The organism is Shinella sp., from assembly GCF_052438155.1.
Lineage (GTDB): Bacteria > Pseudomonadota > Alphaproteobacteria > Rhizobiales > Rhizobiaceae > Shinella.
This window is the reverse complement of record NZ_JBQVPI010000002.1, coordinates 355,836-372,238: the sequence shown is the minus strand read 5'-3', so window position 1 is coordinate 372,238 and position 16,403 is coordinate 355,836. Positions and strand designations below refer to the sequence as shown.

Below are 16,403 nucleotides of genomic sequence, written 5' to 3'. Positions count from 1 at the left end.
TGAATGGCGCAACGCCGCTGGAATCGAACCAACATGGGCGGTTTTGGAGACCGCTGCCTTACCACTAGGCTAGACGTGCATGAACTGGTTGCGCAGGTCCGATTCGAACGGACGATCTCCAGCTTATGAGGCTGGCGAGATACCTGGCTTCTCTACCGCGCAGAATAACAAAAGCGGCGACCTCAACCCGCAGGGAGGCCGCCGCACGATCGCCCATGCTGCGAGAGGAGGCGCGCAAGGGCAATGGGGTATTGGCAGCAACCGCAGGGCCAAGACTGGCCAACGAGGCGATGTTGCGGGCCAAGCCCTAGAACTGCCAATAAGAAACGAAGATGCCTGGGTAACTAATGGTCCAGCGACCATCTTCGTATTTCGCGAAAACCATCGGGCTTTCGCCCCGAATATCACGGCATCAGCTCATGACTGTCGGTGGGTAGTGATTGGCCCTGGTGATGACAGGTCAAGCCAAAGGCTATCTTCCCAGTCGACCATCCCGCCAATAGTTACGCCCACCTCAGGGACTGCAACCTTGGATTAACCAAGGCACTCAATCGAAGGTTATCAAATCGGCGATATGCAGGTCTCAACGGAGGCCGACATGACGACACCAAAATCGATAACTTGCGCTACTGATTTGAAGAGGCTTGGCTTCGACCAACTTGGCAGCATTACGCTCAGCTCAATCACCAAAAAGATTGTGTATCATCTTGATAAAAGGGATGATTATCAAGAAAACAACTGGGTTTACATCTGGGTAGCGGAAAAGCCTAGGAACATGAATCTGCAAGTCTGCTACGTTGGGCAGACGGGCCAAAACGCCCATCATCGGAGATCGACGTGGCAGGCGGCTTTAAACGCTGGGCATAGAGCCCGAATTGCCGCCATGGATTTGAACCTTCCGGAACCAGAAGGTAAAGGCCGCGGCTATGCCGTTCGAAAGAAAGTTATGGCGGCAATCGTATCTGGCTACACGATAACGGTGTGGGTACGGCTGTCTGACCGACAGCCTGTCTTCGATGTGGACGTTCCGATGACGAGAGTTGAGGAAGAAGCGTTGATCCGAAAATACGACCCTCTCTGGAATTGGAAGGGCGATAACATAAATCCCGAGATCTCTATTCCAGACGAAGAGCAGGTTTGAGGCTGACCCGGCTCCGCTAGCGAGTTTTATTCGTCCGCTGCGAGCCGGCGCCTCAAAAGGAAGAGGCCGCACGATGGCGGCCTCCGGGACTAAACCCTTCAATTAGATACGGGGCGGTGACCGGCTCCACCGGATGTTATGCCGCGATTTTCTTCTCCTCCTGCGTAATTTCCGTCCTCGCCGTCTCGTCGATCGCCACAAGGGCATCCATCGCTGCATCGATCAGGTGTGGGCCGGCCTTTTCTGCGTAGGCAGGCGCTTTCCCCATCGCTATGGCGATTTCCTTCGCCGTTGCGTCGGTGATAGCCAAGTCGAGTATCTTTGCGTGGTCTCCAAGCACACGGCGAAGATACCCCAGACGATCAGTGGTCTCTGTCAGGCGAACAACCCCAGGCTCTCGACCAGCTGCCGCGGAAATCTCTCCGAGCGGTTTCGGTTTTTTGAGGCCTGCTACCCACTGGGCCCCATGAATGAGGCCGTCAGGGCAACGTGTGGCGGGCACAGGCAGATCTTCGAAAGCAACCGAGCCGTCGACGCCGCGCTCCCGGAGAAGTGCGCGAGCCTCTTCGACGCCAAACCGGCCGTGTTTGTCTTTGGCGTTTGGCTCTTCGCGGGGCAGCGGTTCATACATGTCCGGAATGGCTCGCTCACCGGAGAAAGGCCGCCGAAGCGACACGGCAGCGAAGGGTGATGCGGGTTCAGGCTTGATGCGTAAGTATGACCAGATGGCGGATACCGATCGTTCAGCGGGCGGAGCCCCCTTCATTCCGCGAGCTCGCTCAACCGGCCGCAGCGACCTGCCCTTCTTCGTTTTTCCCCATTCGACCAGCTCGCCATCACGAAAGAGCAGGTCGCCCAATCGGGTGTCAGTTCCGCCGTTCCGGTTACGGCTGTTGACGGGCATGACTTCAGCGGACTGGTAGACATTGACCATCCCGCCAGTGTCTGGCCAACGTTCGCGACCGGTAACGGTCCAGCCGACGGCGCGGAGCAGTTCTGCTTCTGAAGGGCGCATTTCGATTTCGGGCTCATGGGTGTCGTCGTCTGGCTCTGGCGGGACGTAGCCTGACCCTGGATAATTGAGGTTCTTCCAATGGCGTAGCGCATGGACACGTGCCGCGTCGCCTCGGTGAGCCAGGCGGGCGAGAGTCGGCCAGGCCAAAACGTCTGCGACCTTATTGTCGTTTGCAGGGTCAATGGATCTCGACCTGGCAGGACCTTGTTGTTTTTTCTCGGCGGGATGGGTGCGTGTCGTGAGCAGAGCGGCAAGGTTTGAAAAATCGCGGTTTGGTGCTGTCATTAGTTGCGGCTCCATTTCTGCGGTGGTTTAATGGCGTAGATTGCCTCGGACAGCATCGACGGAACGTCATCTGGTTCGGCCATGGCGGTTGCCTTATTGCGCGCGAGGTTAAAAGCCGCCAGGCGGTCGCGCTGCGCTGTTGTCCGCGTCACGCATAAGCTGAGCAAATAATCCGTGTCCTCCTTTGTCTTGGCCGCCTTCGCCTCCATCTCCGCGATGCGCACCTGCAGCGTATCGATCACTCGATTGGCATCCGCCAAGTGTCGGCGATAGTGTTCGACGCGGGCGCGGGTGTCGCGTGGTGCCGTACTGTCCGCTTCGATCGTGCGGAGCGCCTCCTGCGCTCGTGCTGCCTCGCGGCGGACTGACCTGTCAAAGTTTTTGATGCGCAGGCTCATATGGCTTGAACTCGAGTATCGGTCATGCTGATCCTCCTTGATCCTGTCAAAGACGGGGTGAAATCTCGCGCACGCGAATAGATACCCCTAAAAAACACGCTGAAATCCATCTCGGGGGTATACCCCGCTGTATTCTGCACCCATCCTTTCTCTATCTATATGTAATAACTATATTTTCTTACGTATAAGAGGGGGCCAAAGAGGGGGTGAAAGAGGGGGGTAAAGGCCGGTCCAAGAGGGGGTGCAAGAATTCACATCCTCTAAGAGAATCCGAAATCTGCACCCCGCCTTTGCCCCTGTCTTTTGCCCCACCTTGTCCCCCCTCATTCGAGCGGCATGACCTCGGCGCCTACGGGCAGACTTTCCACATCCCAAAAACGCATTTTTGTCTGACCGCTAGCGGAGAGCAGTTTTGCGAAGTGGACGTTTCCAGACTGCCGCAGCATTGTGAGGATATCGTCGAGGCGGCGTCCATCCAGTGAACCGCGAAGAGCCTTTAGGATGCCCTTGAGTGTGATCCCCTCCCCGTGCTTGCGAGCGATGACCTGGCGGACGCGCAAATACTCTGCAGCCTTCTCGTTATCCGCAATGTGCTGATCGGCGCCGCGAAGGATGACATGCAGCGAATGCTCAGCGACGGTGTTTGCCCACGCTTGAATTCCCGCGGTTATCACAGGTTCCTTTGGGTCAACCCCCACGGCCACTATCATGGCAAGCCGAGCAGCGTTCTCGCCGACGCGATTCAGGATTGGTCGATACTCTGGATTGACGCTGCACTTCATCGCACGGATCCGGTCGTCGAACTCCTCGAAGAGATCGTCGACGCCGGGAGCCCACTCGACCGTCATGACAGGATACGGCTTCTCGTCTGACTTCGCCGTCAATGCGCAAAAGGAGCCCGTGTATTTCCCCGCCGATAGTCCGAGAAGCGCCGCCACCTGCTCAGACAGAGCGGGCGGGATATCTTCTAGCGAGTTCGGCGGGCGCCGCACCTTTACGGGTTCCATATCGCCGACGTCGACAAGCACGAGGCGCCCCAATAGCCCCTCACTAATATTTCCCGACGATAGCGCATTCCAGAACGTCGAGGGCGTCGAGACCCCGTGGATCGTGAGACATGGTGAAGCGATGCGCGGAATATTCCCGCCTGCCTTTTCCATTCCTCCCCAAAAACCCGCAGGCGCGCCGGTCAGTTCCATGAGCGCTGCTGTAATCTCCGCACGGTGGGAGGCAACGTTTCGGCCAGTATGCTCCGCCAACCAGCGGCCGAACTCGTCCTGGATGACGACCGCTGACGGCGACTTCCGTAGCTTGCCAGCGAGGCCCGGTAGGCTCCTGATCTGGTCTGCGAACAGCATCTCGCTAACCTTGGCGCCCCACGACGTGCTGTCGGCGAGTGCGGCTGTGGCTCGGATCGTAACGTCCTTCCCGAAGCCGGATTCCGCCAGGCCGACAACATACAGGTTAGAGCGCAAACCAGTCGGGCCTTTATAGCGCCTGCCGATCAGCCCGGCAGTGAATGCGAGAGAGGCGACCAGCGAAAGGTGGGCCGAGGGGAACCGCGAGCACCCCGCGACAAAGCGAGCGAAATCCCCGACGGCGCCAGGTGGGTAGCAAAGAGCTTCTGGCAGGCCACCAGTGGAGGGCGCGGGTGTGGTCGCAAGGTCCAAGTCTTCATCATCGTTGGCGGCAACCGGCGCTCCTCGCAGGGCGCCCAGGGTCATCCGAACGCCGAGATCCTGCCGCTCCCATCCGAATTCGGATGGCTCACGCCCAAGTCGTTCACATAGCCAGAACGAAGCTTGCTTCGGACTCGCAGCCCTTCCCCACTTCTGGATGATGCTGATCGGGGTTTCCGCTTCCTCCGTTCCGAAATCGCGAATGCCATCCGCGTGGATCGATATATCCTCCTCTAGGCTGCGGCCAAGGTCCGACGAGGATACGCGCCACGCAGCGGTTCCCGTTTCCTGCTTGGCACTCGGGAAAAGGTCTCGGACCCACTGCTCAGGGGAAGCCAACGCGGCGGAATTGACGCGACGCCAGAACGTTTCGCCGGCTATTGCAGCGGCGCGCTTCGGTGCCGAAGCACGGGTCGGTGTCCCAGCCGCTGCGAGGATTTCTTCTGCGTCCAATAGGAAGGCGTCCAGATCAGCGGCACCTATTTCCGGAAGGTCGGAAAATGGGATAGAAAGCACATCGCCGCCGGACCAGACGTATGGCTGATCGATATCGGGATGGATCCCGAATGCAACAAATTGCTGGCCCTCGCCAAGCACTTCGACCTGGCATTTTTGCCCGTTGACGAGGTATTCCCCGGTCGCCTGCTTTCGCCTTGGCGCATCGCAACGAAAAATAAACAAGCACTTTGGCGCCATGCCGGTGCGGCAGGGTGCGAGGCCTGCATCAGGGAGATCCAGAAGCCGGTCGACAAGTTTATCGCAGGTGGCGGGATCCAGCACGTCAATGTCGATCGCCACGACACGGCCGGTCAAGAGGCCGGTATTTTGATGGTCAGCGTGACCCCGCGCCCACGCGTCGATGGCCGCGGGGGTCGCCTGGAGGGTCGACCAGCCGGAAATTCGAGGGCGTTTACCGTTGACCGGAATGGGCAGGTAGCCATTGCCGAGAAGCCGAAGGCGGATGTCCGTGGGCGAAGGTTCAGGCGCTACGGCGGTGCTGTTCTGCGGCAAATCGGCCCCCATCATGTGCTGCGGATGCTGCTGCGGTGATCTTCTCGGCCATGTCGCGTCGGAAGGTGGCGACATGCTGGCCGCCAAGGTTAGGTGCGACTGTTCGCCTGCTCCCGTCGGGAAGTTCGCGCAGGAAAAGACCGAATAGGCGGACCCCGTCTAGGTCGACGGTGAACTGTGCGAGCGTTCTAGCTCCGCTCACTGACGGCGGCCTTTCGACCGCCGTCAGTGACTGGATGACGGGTTCGCGCATTAAGCCACCAATGCGCGTGTAAGCGGCCCAAAGTCCCGCGCTGTCTCACCGCTATTGCGGGTCGAGAAGTAGCGACCGACCAGTTCACGGTCATCTTCGATGCGGTCGACGATGCCACAAGCACGAAGGAGTGCCCCGAACCGCATCGACAGGCGATCGGTCGCGCCAGTCAGAAACTCCAATGTGATAGGCTCTCTATAGCCAGGGCCAACGGGTTCGGCATTGACCGTGAACCGGAGGAGGTTGTCGGCGTCTTCAGCAATGGCGACGTTGCTGACCCGCCAGCCCACCCAACCTCTTAAGTGGGCCATTCGGCTCGATGCTATACGCTCGACGCGGCAGACGTCGTCAAACGACTCCAAGCAGCAGAAAGCGAGTACGTCCACGAGGGACGGGCCATTGGCATTCTGGGATTTGAGCAAAATTCCTCCTTCGCCGGCGACGAGCCGGTTCCCTTGGTCGTGATGATGAAGTGGTCAATACTTATATAAGGGCGAGCGCGGCCAAAGCCCTACTGTCGCTGAAGATTTAAAGGGCGTCCGCCGGCAACTGCCGGGTTGGGTTTCCTGATGGCAGCGTATCGCGTCGCCGCGCACATGCACGTCGCCACTACGCTTAGGAAATATGGGCGAAGCGGCGTCCCAAGAAAATAAGACCGTTGTTGGGACAGACAGACGCATTGCGCGTGAGGTTAAAAAACTTGGCGCGCTAAGGCAAAGAAAATGAAGGAGAGGAAAGAGATTTGCTTAAGCCAGCCCCTGGCTACATAGTGGCTACAAATTTTATAGCCACTCAAACTGTGTGGGGCTAAGTGTGTGATTTAATTGGTCGGAATGGCGGGATTCGAACCCACGACCCCTTGACCCCCAGTCAAGTGCGCTACCGGGCTGCGCTACATTCCGGACCGCGCAAACCTCTATATTCCCAGTGATTTGGATGCAAGCCCAAAAAACTGCGAAAGGAACAAAAGTGGAAAAAAGTCTCTCGGTGGGACTTTCGGGGACCGAAATTCACACGGAAAACGCCACGGATGTTCCGGATGCGTTTCGCTCTAATCCTGTGATTATGGCAGGCACCGAGAGTGTGTCGCCCTCACTGTTCGCGAAATGGCGAGGGCGCTTTGCAGCGATCAAGGGGCCTCAACCCGTAGCAGGGCAGTCCCTCCTCCCTTCCATGGCCTGCATGTCTGCTGCGCGTCATTTTCTTTTCACAACCGTACCGGAATCACCGAATCAGACCTTCCCCGGCATTAGACGAAAGTCGTAGAGTTGCCTCGCTCGCTTGTCATTTGCGAGCACTCCCCCGCGTCACGGAGAGCCAAGCGTGACGCCTGTTTGCCCCGCCTCCGTGCGGGGCTTTTTCTTTCTCTGCGACGCTTATCGCGCGTTGACTCTTCACAAGAAGAGAACATAATGAGAACAAATCTCGACGGATTTCCTTGTTCCTCAATCTAGAAGACGACTGTGTCCCCACAGGAGAATGCTGACGTGCGACCGCTTCCCGAGTATGAAGCGCCGGCTGGACCGGTAGACGATCAGGGGGATGCCGTACGCGCCGCCCTTGCCTGGCATGATGGAGATGCGCAGGCGACCATCGCAACGCTGCTTGCCGACTGCGCCCACCTCCGGCGCCAGCTTGATCTGACCCGGGCGGCGATGGGACACGGCTTCGTGCGGGGCTGGGAGCCCATACCGCAACGCGACTGATGGGAGGAGTATGCGCGAAGAAAGGCCTTCCATTCCGCAGGAGAGCAGAGGCCGATACGCTTCATGCATTTACAGGCGACACCGGAAGTGGGCTAGCGACGAGCACACAGGGCACGCCCCGCTCTCCACAGCCACCCCATCGACTGGCTCAGCGCACCTGGTCGAGCAGGCGCTTGCACTCCAGAAGATCGTAGAGCGCTTCCTGAAGCAGGGCGCGATCTTCCTTGCCGACGCTGGTCTTGCCGATCGAGATTTCCGGCGGATCGTCAATGCCACCGACGAAGGAGAAGAAGCGGCGGCTGGCCGGGGCCTTGGCGCGACCGACGATCTGGTCGTCATCGCTGCCTGCCTTGGGCGGCGTCGGGTCCTCATGGTTTGCGGCGGCTAGCGCCTCCACCGTGGCAAGGTCGCCGCTCGCGATCGCCGCGACGAACTTGTTGCCGTTGACCTTCAACAGCTTCTGCACGCCCTTGATCGTATAGCCATGGTCGTAGAGCAGATGGCGGATGCCCTTCAGGAGATCCACGTCTTCCGGGCGATAATAGCGGCGCCCGCCGCCACGTTTCATCGGCTTGATCTGGACGAAGCGCGTCTCCCAGAAGCGCAGCACATGCTGCGGCAGGTCGAGGTCGTCGGCGACTTCGCTGATGGTACGGAACGCGTCCGGACTCTTGTCCATTCTATCCTCGATGAAAGCTCAAGACGGCAGCATATGATAAACGCCGCCGATTCGTATTCATTTCAGCGAGTTGTCGGACGATATTCAAGTTTCAAATTGCTGATGGAGCGACAATGATGTGAAAATCGCTCAGGAAGCGGGCGAAGCCGGCTTCTGTTTCGCCTTGCGCGAGAGATGCGACTTCAGCACTCGCTGCTTCAGCACGTTCGATGCCTTGAAGGTCATCACGCGGCGCGGCGAGATCGGCACTTCCTCGCCGGTCTTCGGATTGCGGCCGATGCGTTCGTTCTTGTCGCGCACCTGGAAGGTGGCGAAGGAGGAAAGCTTGACGCTCTCGCCCCGGACGATGGCATTGCAAATCTCGTCAATGACGGTTTCGACAAGCTCTGCGGATTCGGTCCTCGAAAGGCCGACCTTCCGGAAAACCGATTCAGCCAAATCTGCGCGTGTCACCGTCTTCCCGCTCATCGTCCCTCACCAATTTCTTATTGAAAGCGCATGGTTAAGTGGTGGGAGACTATTGCCCTTCCCCCGCGCGGTCAAGCGGCCCTGAGAGCCAACCCTGACCGTTCCCCTCTCACGCGGCCGGGAATTGTCCCACGAGGACGCTAGACGGGAGCCCGCCCGCAGTCCGCGTATTCCAAAGCGTGCCGAGAGCGAGCCATCCTCGGAAGGAGCGTTTGGACGGGGGCCGCTCCTACCAGCGCAGAAGGACCGCGCCCCAGGTGAAGCCGCCACCCATGGCTTCCAGCAGAACGATATCGCCTTGCTTGATTCGCCCGTCACGCGCGGCAGTCGCCAGCGCGAGCGGGATGGAGGCGGCAGAGGTGTTGCCGTGCAGATCGACGGTGACGACGACCTTCTCGAGCGGAATGCCGAGTTTCTTGGCCGAACCATCGATGATGCGCTTGTTCGCCTGGTGTGGCACCAGCCAATCGATGTCTTCGGCGGTGAAACCGGTCGCATCGAAGGCTGAGACGACCACGTCGGTGATCATGCCCACCGCATGCTTGAAGACCTCGCGGCCCTCCATGCGCAGATGGCCGACCGTACCCGTCGTGGACGGGCCACCATCGACGTAGAGTTTTTCGCGGTGCGCGCCGTCGGAGCGAAGTTGTGTCGTCAGCACGCCGCGGTCCTCAACCGTGCCAGCCCCCTCCTGAGCCTCCAGCACGATGGCACCGGCGCCGTCGCCGAACAGCACGCAGGTCGTGCGGTCCGTCCAGTCGAGGATGCGCGAGAAGGTTTCCGCACCGATGACGAGGACACGTTTGGCAAGGCCACCGCGGATATAGGCATCCGCCGTCGTCACCGCATAGACGAAGCCGGAACAGACGGCCTGCACGTCGAAGGCAAAGCCGTGATGCATGCCGAGACGGTTCTGGATGTTGACGGCGGTCGCCGGGAACGTGTTGTCCGGTGTCGAGGTCGCAACGATGATCAGGTCGATGTCGGCGGCCGTGAGGCCGGCATTGTCGAGCGCGGCACGTGCCGCTGCCTCACCCAGCGAGGCGGTCGTTTCGCCCTCGCCGGCGATGTATCGCTGGCGGATGCCGGTCCGTTGCACGATCCATTCATCGGACGTGTCGACCATGCTTTCCAGTTCGGCATTGGTGAGTACCCGCTTCGGAAGCGCCGTTCCGAAACCGCGGACCACTGATCGGATCATTCTATACCTCGTCAGTCATGCCTTGAGCGGCGCCCTCGACGGGGCGGCCGGCATGATACTTCTGTAAATCGCTTTCGATCTTTTCCTTGAGTCCATTGCGGACCATGTCGTAACCGACGTCCACAGCGGCCGCGAACCCTTCGGCATCCGTGCCGCCATGGCTCTTGATGACGATGCCGTTGAGGCCGAGGAACACGCCCCCGTTCACCTTGCGCGGATCCATCTTCTCGCGCACGCGGTCGAACGCGCTCTTGGCCAGAATATAGCCCAGCTTGGCAAGCCAGGTACGCGTCATGGCTGCACGCAGATATTCTGCAATCTGCCGCGCCGTGCCCTCGGCCGTCTTGAGCGCAATGTTGCCGGCAAAACCTTCCGTGACCACGACGTCCACCGTGCCGCGACCGATATCGTCGCCTTCGACGAAACCGTAATAGTCAATCGTGTCGAAATTGGCCTCTCGAATGAGCTGGCCGGCGGCCTTGACCTCTTCCTGGCCCTTGATTTCCTCGACGCCGACATTCAGCAGGCCGAGCGTCGGCTTGTCGATCTCGAACAGCGCGCGCGCCATTGCACCGCCCATCAGCGCAAAATCGAAGAGCTGGTTGGCGTCGGCGCCGATCGTCGCACCGATATCGAGCACGATGCTCTCCCCTTTCAGGGTCGGCCAGATGCCGGCGATCGCCGGGCGCTCGATATTGGCCATCATGCGCAGGCAGAACTTCGACATCGCCATCAGTGCGCCGGTATTGCCAGCGGAAACGGCCACGTCGGCGTTGTTCTTCGCCACCGCATCGATCGCCTGCCACATGGAAGATTTGCCCCGGCCGCGGCGCAGCGCCTGGCTCGGCTTTTCGTCCATGGCGATGGCGACGTCGCAATGATGGAAGCTGCTTGCAGCCTTCAGTTTCGGGTATTGCGCCAGAATCGGTTCGCAATCGGCTGCATTGCCGAAAAGCACGAAGCGGATGTCGGGATGGCGCTCGAGAGCCTTGGCTGCGCCAGGGATGGCGACTTTCGGACCGAAATCGCCTCCCATGACATCGATGGAAATTCTGACCACGCGTGTCTTGCCTTAATTCTTGTTTTCCAGCGGCGGAGAAGCCACCGTGGCCGAATTCGGCCAAAATACCGCTTTTCGCGGGGGGCACAACTGAATTATCCGACGGTTGCGAGCCGGCTCAGTCTTTTTTCCAGTCCTTAAGAACGGCAAAAGGCGACGGTTTTTTGTCGTCCTCGTCCGTGCTCTCGATATGGCCCGAAAAGGCGACATCGACCCTGCGCGGGTAAGGATCGATGGCGAGCGCCACATGTTCGGCCGCGACCACGCCAGCATCGATCGTGTCACCGGTGAAGATTTCCGGCGCATCGGGACCTTCTGGATCAAGCAGCATTTCGCCGCTCTCCGTGGCGACCAGAGGCTTGGCGAGTTTGGAGCCCTCCGGCACGAAGACGGCCTCTACGGGTTCGTCGATATGGGCCTCGACCGGATCGAGCGTGACGACGCAGGCCTGCACGATATCCGCGGTGACCCGCCCCCGAATGCGCACGCCGTCACGTTTCCAGCGCTGCACCGTGAACGTCGCGGAAAGCGCCTTCACCTCCAGCACGGACCAGAGTTTTGCCAGCCCCAACCGTTCGTCGGCGTCGGCGCTGATCGTCACCTCGACTGGATTGGCCGAGATGCGCGCCACCTTGACCGCATAGGAGAACGGAATGTCGTCATCGTTTTTCATCGTCTTGCCTTCCCTGCCCTCAGGCAGTGCGTCCTTCGCGATCGGGTTGCGCTATGGGAAGCGCGCCGATCCTGATATTGTCTTCGTCGCTGGCGACCAGCGCCGCCTCGGCCGCGAAGAGATAGCCAGCAAGCCCATTCATGGCTGGAGCGGTCTCGCCCCCCTCCGGATAGATATTGCGCCGAAGTGCCGCCGCCAAGGCTTCCCGATCGCCGGAATCGAGCGCCGCGGCATAGGATTCGAGCCGGCCATAGAACATGCCGGCGAACTTCTTCATGCGCTTCGGCACGCCGACATCGCCCACGCCAAGCTCGCGAATCGAATGATCGACATCCTCGAAGAAGGCGTCGACGATCTCCTGGGCGATCTCCTGGCCCGATGTGCCGCTTTTGCGCGTGCGCCGGAAGTAGAGGATCAAGATTGCCGAGAGCATCTCGAAACGGCCCATCACCGTGTCAGGAACATCAAGCACTTCATAGAGATAGGGATGCCGCGCCGCTTTTGTCAGCGTCGCATATTGCTTTTCGACGATACGCCGGTTGCCGTTTTTTTTGCCGAACAGGCCGAAAATCATCATAAAGCCTAGTTTTGCCCGATTCAAACCATGGTGCCGTCGCAAGTCATGTTGCATGACGGTCGAAGCTGGTTTACCGAAGCAGGCATGAATTGCAATGGCTGCGCGGCCATCACAGTCCTGTGGATGTCGTTGAAGAGAGATGCTCTGAACATGAAACTGTTGCGTAACGCCGCCGTTGCCGTCACCCTCTCCGCGTCCGTTCTCGCCGCCTGCCAGGGCCCGAGCGAGGTTCTGCACCAGGGTTATGTCGTCGATCAGGAAACGTTGGCCCTCGCCCCCGTCGGCTCGTCGCGCGAACAGGTTCTGCTTTCCCTCGGCTCGCCGTCCGCAACCGCGACCTTCGACAACGAGGTCTTCTATTACGTTTCGCAGACGCGCAAGCGCTCCGCAGCGTTCATGAAGCCGAAGCTCATTGAGCAGAGCGTGCTCGCCGTTTATTTCGACAAGGACGGCGTGGTCGAACGTCTCGCGCACTACACGCTGAAGGACGGCAGGGTCTTCGACATGATCAACCGCGTCACGCCGACCGGCGGCAAGGAACTCACCTTCCTCGGGCAACTGCTGCGCGGCGGCGGCGCCAATCCCGGATCGGCGCTACAGAATGTTTTCGGCAACACTCCGAGGTAGGCCGCACCAATATTCCTATATAAAAAACCGCGGGGATCGCTCCCCGCGGTTTCTTTTTTGCCGGCCTTCCAATCAGGCGAGAACGGCAAGCAACAAGAGCGCCACGATGTTGGTGATCTTGATCGCCGGGTTCACCGCCGGGCCTGCCGTGTCCTTGTAGGGATCGCCGACAGTATCGCCGGTGACGGATGCCTTGTGGGCGTCCGACCCCTTCATGTGACGCTGGCCGTCCTTGTCGACAAAACCGTCTTCAAAGCTCTTCTTGGCATTGTCCCACGCGCCACCGCCGGAGGTCATGGAAATCGCCACGAAGAGGCCGTTGACGATGACGCCGAGCAGCGATGCGCCAAGCGCCGCGAAGGCCGAGGCCTTGGAGCCGGAAATCAGCAGCACGCCGAAATAGACGACGAGCGGCGCCAGAACCGGCAGCAGCGACGGCACGATCATTTCGCGGATCGCCGCCTTGGTGAGCAGGTCGACGGCACGCCCGTAATCCGGCCGCTCCGTGCCCGCCATGATGCCGGGCTTTTCGCGGAACTGCCTGCGCACTTCTTCCACGATGGCCCCAGCCGCACGGCCGACGGCCGTCATTGCGATGCCGCCGAAGAGATACGGAATCATGCCACCGAAAATGAGGCCGGCAACGACATAGGGGTTGGAGAGGTCGAAGGAGACCGGTCCCATATCCGCGAAATAGGGGTATTTGTCACCGTTTGCCGCGAAGTAGGCAAGGTCGTTCGAATAGGCGGCGAACAGCACCAGCGCGCCGAGGCCCGCAGAGCCGATCGCATAGCCCTTGGTAACGGCCTTGGTCGTGTTGCCGACGGCGTCGAGCGCATCGGTCGACTTGCGCACCTCCGGCGGCAGGTTCGACATTTCGGCAATGCCGCCGGCATTGTCGGTGACCGGGCCGAAGGCGTCGAGCGCAACGATCATGCCGGCAATGCCGAGCATGCCGGTGACGGCAATGCCGGTGCCGAACAGGCCGGCAAGCTGGTAGGTCGCGATGATGCCGCCGACGATGACGATCGCCGGTAGCGCCGTCGATTCCAGCGAAACGGCAAGGCCCTGGATGACGTTGGTGCCGTGGCCGGTGACGGAGGCCTGGGCGATCGAGTTCACCGGGCGCTTGTTGGTGCCCGTGTAGTACTCGGTGATCACCACGATGAGCGCCGTGACCACGAGGCCGAGCACGCCGCAGATGAAGAGGTTCGTACCGGTGATCTCCCTACCTGCTACGGTGCCGATTGGCCCCCAGCCGATGGTGAGCGACGTCGCCGCGCCGAGGCCGAGGACCGATAGCGCGCCCGTGACGATCAGGCCCCTGTAGAGGGCGCCCATGATCGAGCCGTTCGAGCCGAGCTTCACGAAGAAGGTGCCGATGATCGAGGTGATGATGCAGGCGCCGCAGATCGCCAGCGGATAGACCATGGTGCTCGCAAGAACCGGCGTGCCGGCAAAGAAGATCGCCGCAAGAACCATGGTGGCGACGACGGTTACCGCATAGGTCTCGAACAGGTCGGCGGCCATGCCGGCGCAATCGCCGACATTGTCGCCCACGTTGTCGGCAATGGTTGCCGGGTTGCGCGGGTCGTCTTCCGGGATGCCGGCTTCGACCTTGCCAACGAGATCGCCGCCGACATCCGCACCCTTGGTGAAGATGCCGCCGCCGAGACGGGCGAAGATGGAAATCAGCGAAGCGCCGAAGCCGAGCGCGACGAGCGAGTCAATGACGTCGCGCGAAGCCGGTTCCAGGCCGAGAACGCCGGTGAGATAGCCGTAATAGATCGAAACGCCCAGCAGAGCGAGACCGGCGACCAGCATGCCAGTGATTGCGCCCGACTTGAAGGCGATGTCGAGGCCGGAGGACAGGCTGACGGACGCAGCCTGCGCCGTGCGCACATTGGCGCGGACAGAGACATGCATGCCGATGAAGCCGGCGGCGCCCGAAAGTACGGCGCCGATCAGGAAACCGATCGCAGCCGTTGCGGAAAGCAGAAGCCAGGTGCCGATGAAGACGACGACCCCGACGATGGCAATGGTTTTGTATTGCCGGGTGAGATAGGCCTGTGCCCCTTCCCGGATATAACCTGCAATTTCCTGCATGCGGGCATTCCCCTGATCGGCGGCAAGCACCGACCTCGTCGCCCAGATGGCATAAACCACCGAGAGCAACCCGCATGCGATAACGCCCAGCAATATGGTCATTTTCGCTCTGTCCTCCTTGAAAACCACGGGGTCCTCTCCCCGCGGCCGAATACGCGCCCGCTCCCGTTTGCCTCCTCACAAGGCGGGGGCCGGCGCGCGGTCAGAGTGCGTTTGCGAATCGGCTGCGTCAAGCCGCCGCACTGCGGCAAGCCGTGCTCAGCGCTGGATTTTTCGGCGTCGACCTATGGAGGAGCTCAGGCCGCGGTGCGGCGGGCACGTAAAATAAGAAGGAGAACGAGGATAAGGCTTACACCGGTGATTGGCCAGAACATCAGGCTGATCGCCTGCCAGCCATAGGCGTTGAACACCTTGCCGGAGGAGAACGAGGCGAGCGCCACCGCACCAAAGAGCACGATATCGTGAAAACCCTGCACCTTGTCGGCCTCGTGCGGCCGATAGCTGGACGCGACGATGGCGGTGGCACCGATGAAACCAAAATTCCACCCAAGGCCGAGCAGGATCAGCGCGCCCCAGAAATTCCAGAGTTCGATGCCGGAATGGGCAACGACCGCGCAGGCCATGAGTATGACGAGGCCAGCGGCCACCACCTTCTCCGTGCCGAAACGCTGAATCAGGATGCCGGTGAAGAAGCTCGGCGCAAACATGGCAAGCACGTGCCACTGGATGCCGAGCGTCGCAAGCTCCGGCGAGAAGCCGCAGCCGATGACCATGGCGAGCGGCGCGCCTGTCATCATGAAAGTCATTAGCGCGTAGGAGGAAATGCCGCAAAACATGCCAGTCAGAAAACGCTGGGTCAGCACGATTTCCTTCAGCGGCCTTGCGGCCTGGCCGCTCGCGGTGCCTGCGGCCTTGTGATCGGGCAGACGCAGGGAGAGGAAGAGCGGAATTGCGGCAAGGCAGAGCGGCAAGAGCGCCACGAAGGCGCCGGCAAACAGCACCGGCTCGAACAAGTCCTTGCTGAAAATGACCACCTGCGGGCCGAGCACGGCCGAAATCACACCGCCGGCAAGAATCCAGGAAATGGCGCGCGGCTTGTAGAAAGAGGGCGACGCATCGGCCGCCGCAAAACGGATTTTTTGCGCAAAACCACCCGATATGCCGATGAACACGAAGCCGAAGGCAAATAGCCAGAAATCGCCACGGAAAAGCGCGATGGCCGCGATAAGCCCACCCGAGGCCCCCAGCAGCGCACCGACAATGAAACCATGGGTTCGGCCGAGCAGGCGCGCCGCGATGGCGACCAGAACCGCGCCAAGCGCGACACCGATGTTGAAGCCGGTCAGCGGGGCGGTGGCAAGGGATTTGTCCTCACCGAGCAGATTGTAGCCGGCAAGGCCACCGATCGAAAAGGCGATGGGACCGGCCGAGGCGAGCAACGCCTGCGCCAATGTCAGCAGGAGCACGTTGCGGCGCGCGGCCGAAAGTTCCCGTTCAAGACCTTCGACCGTGCCCGTGCTCATG

The 16,403-nt window shown here is 60.5% G+C and carries 15 protein-coding genes and 3 tRNA genes; 3 read left to right on the top strand and 15 right to left on the bottom strand.

From position 1 onward, the window contains the following. Nucleotides 1-4: 4 nt before the first annotated feature. Both ACT6VE_RS06430 and ACT6VE_RS06425 read right to left on the bottom strand, forming a co-directional pair. Nucleotides 5-79 (bottom strand) — tRNA-Trp (locus ACT6VE_RS06430). A 6-nt stretch (nucleotides 80-85) separates the two neighbouring features. Further along, a tRNA-Met gene (locus tag ACT6VE_RS06425) sits at nucleotides 86-162 on the bottom strand. A gap of 436 nt (nucleotides 163-598) precedes the next feature. Here ACT6VE_RS06425 and ACT6VE_RS06420 point away from each other — a divergent pair. Then, nucleotides 599-1,141 carry a hypothetical protein gene (locus ACT6VE_RS06420; protein ID WP_444797773.1) on the top strand — a complete coding sequence of 181 codons (543 nt, stop codon included), beginning with the start codon at nucleotides 599-601 and terminating at the stop codon, nucleotides 1,139-1,141. A gap of 136 nt (nucleotides 1,142-1,277) precedes the next feature. On the opposite strand, the gene ACT6VE_RS06415 is transcribed toward ACT6VE_RS06420, so the two are convergent. From ACT6VE_RS06415 to ACT6VE_RS06395, 5 genes are all read right to left on the bottom strand, one after another. Beyond that, entirely contained in the window at nucleotides 1,278-2,441 is a 1,164-nt protein-coding gene (locus tag ACT6VE_RS06415) for a hypothetical protein (RefSeq protein ID WP_444797772.1), read from the bottom strand. Next, the gene (locus tag ACT6VE_RS06410) at nucleotides 2,441-2,839 is read right to left on the bottom strand and encodes a hypothetical protein (protein ID WP_444797771.1); all 399 of its coding nucleotides are present in this window, start codon (nucleotides 2,837-2,839) and stop codon (nucleotides 2,441-2,443) included. The genes ACT6VE_RS06415 and ACT6VE_RS06410 overlap by 1 nt, the downstream gene beginning before the upstream one ends. 323 nt (nucleotides 2,840-3,162) lie before the next feature. Continuing rightward, a complete protein-coding gene (locus ACT6VE_RS06405; RefSeq protein WP_444797770.1) occupies nucleotides 3,163-5,604 on the bottom strand; it encodes a bifunctional DNA primase/polymerase in 2,442 nt (813 codons plus the stop codon). Nucleotides 5,605-5,781: 177 nt separating this feature from the next. Beyond that, complete coding sequence (locus tag ACT6VE_RS06400; protein ID WP_444797769.1) at nucleotides 5,782-6,204, bottom strand: hypothetical protein; 423 nt, start codon at nucleotides 6,202-6,204, stop codon at nucleotides 5,782-5,784. Between the two features lie 403 nt (nucleotides 6,205-6,607). After that, nucleotides 6,608-6,684 (bottom strand) — tRNA-Pro (locus tag ACT6VE_RS06395). 585 nt (nucleotides 6,685-7,269) lie between these two features. On the opposite strand from ACT6VE_RS06395, the gene ACT6VE_RS06390 reads away from it, so the two are divergent. Further along, nucleotides 7,270-7,488, top strand: coding sequence for a dehydrogenase (locus ACT6VE_RS06390; protein WP_444797768.1), 219 nt, complete (start codon nucleotides 7,270-7,272; stop codon nucleotides 7,486-7,488). 148 nt (nucleotides 7,489-7,636) lie between these two features. Here the strand turns inward: ACT6VE_RS06390 and ACT6VE_RS06385 are convergent, their stop codons facing one another. From ACT6VE_RS06385 to ACT6VE_RS06360, 6 genes are all read right to left on the bottom strand, one after another. Continuing rightward, nucleotides 7,637-8,167, bottom strand: a complete 531-nt coding sequence (locus ACT6VE_RS06385; RefSeq protein WP_444797767.1) for a MerR family transcriptional regulator — start codon at nucleotides 8,165-8,167, stop codon at nucleotides 7,637-7,639. A gap of 129 nt (nucleotides 8,168-8,296) precedes the next feature. Then, entirely contained in the window at nucleotides 8,297-8,635 is a 339-nt protein-coding gene (locus ACT6VE_RS06380) for an integration host factor subunit alpha (protein ID WP_023513396.1), read from the bottom strand. Between the two features lie 229 nt (nucleotides 8,636-8,864). Beyond that, nucleotides 8,865-9,836, bottom strand: a complete 972-nt coding sequence (locus ACT6VE_RS06375; RefSeq protein WP_444797766.1) for a beta-ketoacyl-ACP synthase III — start codon at nucleotides 9,834-9,836, stop codon at nucleotides 8,865-8,867. A 1-nt stretch (nucleotide 9,837) separates the two neighbouring features. After that, nucleotides 9,838-10,896, bottom strand: coding sequence for a phosphate acyltransferase PlsX (gene plsX, locus ACT6VE_RS06370; RefSeq protein ID WP_444797765.1), 1,059 nt, complete (start codon nucleotides 10,894-10,896; stop codon nucleotides 9,838-9,840). Between the two features lie 118 nt (nucleotides 10,897-11,014). Further along, on the bottom strand, nucleotides 11,015-11,569 hold the full coding sequence (locus ACT6VE_RS06365) for a YceD family protein (RefSeq protein WP_444797764.1): 555 nt from the start codon (nucleotides 11,567-11,569) through the stop codon (nucleotides 11,015-11,017). A 19-nt stretch (nucleotides 11,570-11,588) separates the two neighbouring features. Continuing rightward, complete coding sequence (locus ACT6VE_RS06360) at nucleotides 11,589-12,143, bottom strand: ubiquinol-cytochrome C chaperone family protein (protein WP_444797898.1); 555 nt, start codon at nucleotides 12,141-12,143, stop codon at nucleotides 11,589-11,591. Between the two features lie 126 nt (nucleotides 12,144-12,269). On the opposite strand from ACT6VE_RS06360, the gene ACT6VE_RS06355 reads away from it, so the two are divergent. Continuing rightward, nucleotides 12,270-12,773: an outer membrane protein assembly factor BamE gene (locus ACT6VE_RS06355; RefSeq protein ID WP_444797897.1), complete on the top strand. Its 504-nt coding sequence runs from the start codon at nucleotides 12,270-12,272 to the stop codon at nucleotides 12,771-12,773. Nucleotides 12,774-12,845: 72 nt separating this feature from the next. Here ACT6VE_RS06355 and ACT6VE_RS06350 read toward each other — a convergent pair whose 3' ends face one another. Together ACT6VE_RS06350 and ACT6VE_RS06345 are read right to left on the bottom strand one after the other, a co-directional pair. Next, nucleotides 12,846-14,981 carry a sodium-translocating pyrophosphatase gene (locus tag ACT6VE_RS06350; protein ID WP_444797763.1) on the bottom strand — a complete coding sequence of 712 codons (2,136 nt, stop codon included), beginning with the start codon at nucleotides 14,979-14,981 and terminating at the stop codon, nucleotides 12,846-12,848. 194 nt (nucleotides 14,982-15,175) lie between these two features. After that, the gene (locus ACT6VE_RS06345; protein ID WP_444797762.1) at nucleotides 15,176-16,402 is read right to left on the bottom strand and encodes an MFS transporter; all 1,227 of its coding nucleotides are present in this window, start codon (nucleotides 16,400-16,402) and stop codon (nucleotides 15,176-15,178) included. Between the last annotated feature and the right edge of the window lies 1 nt (nucleotide 16,403).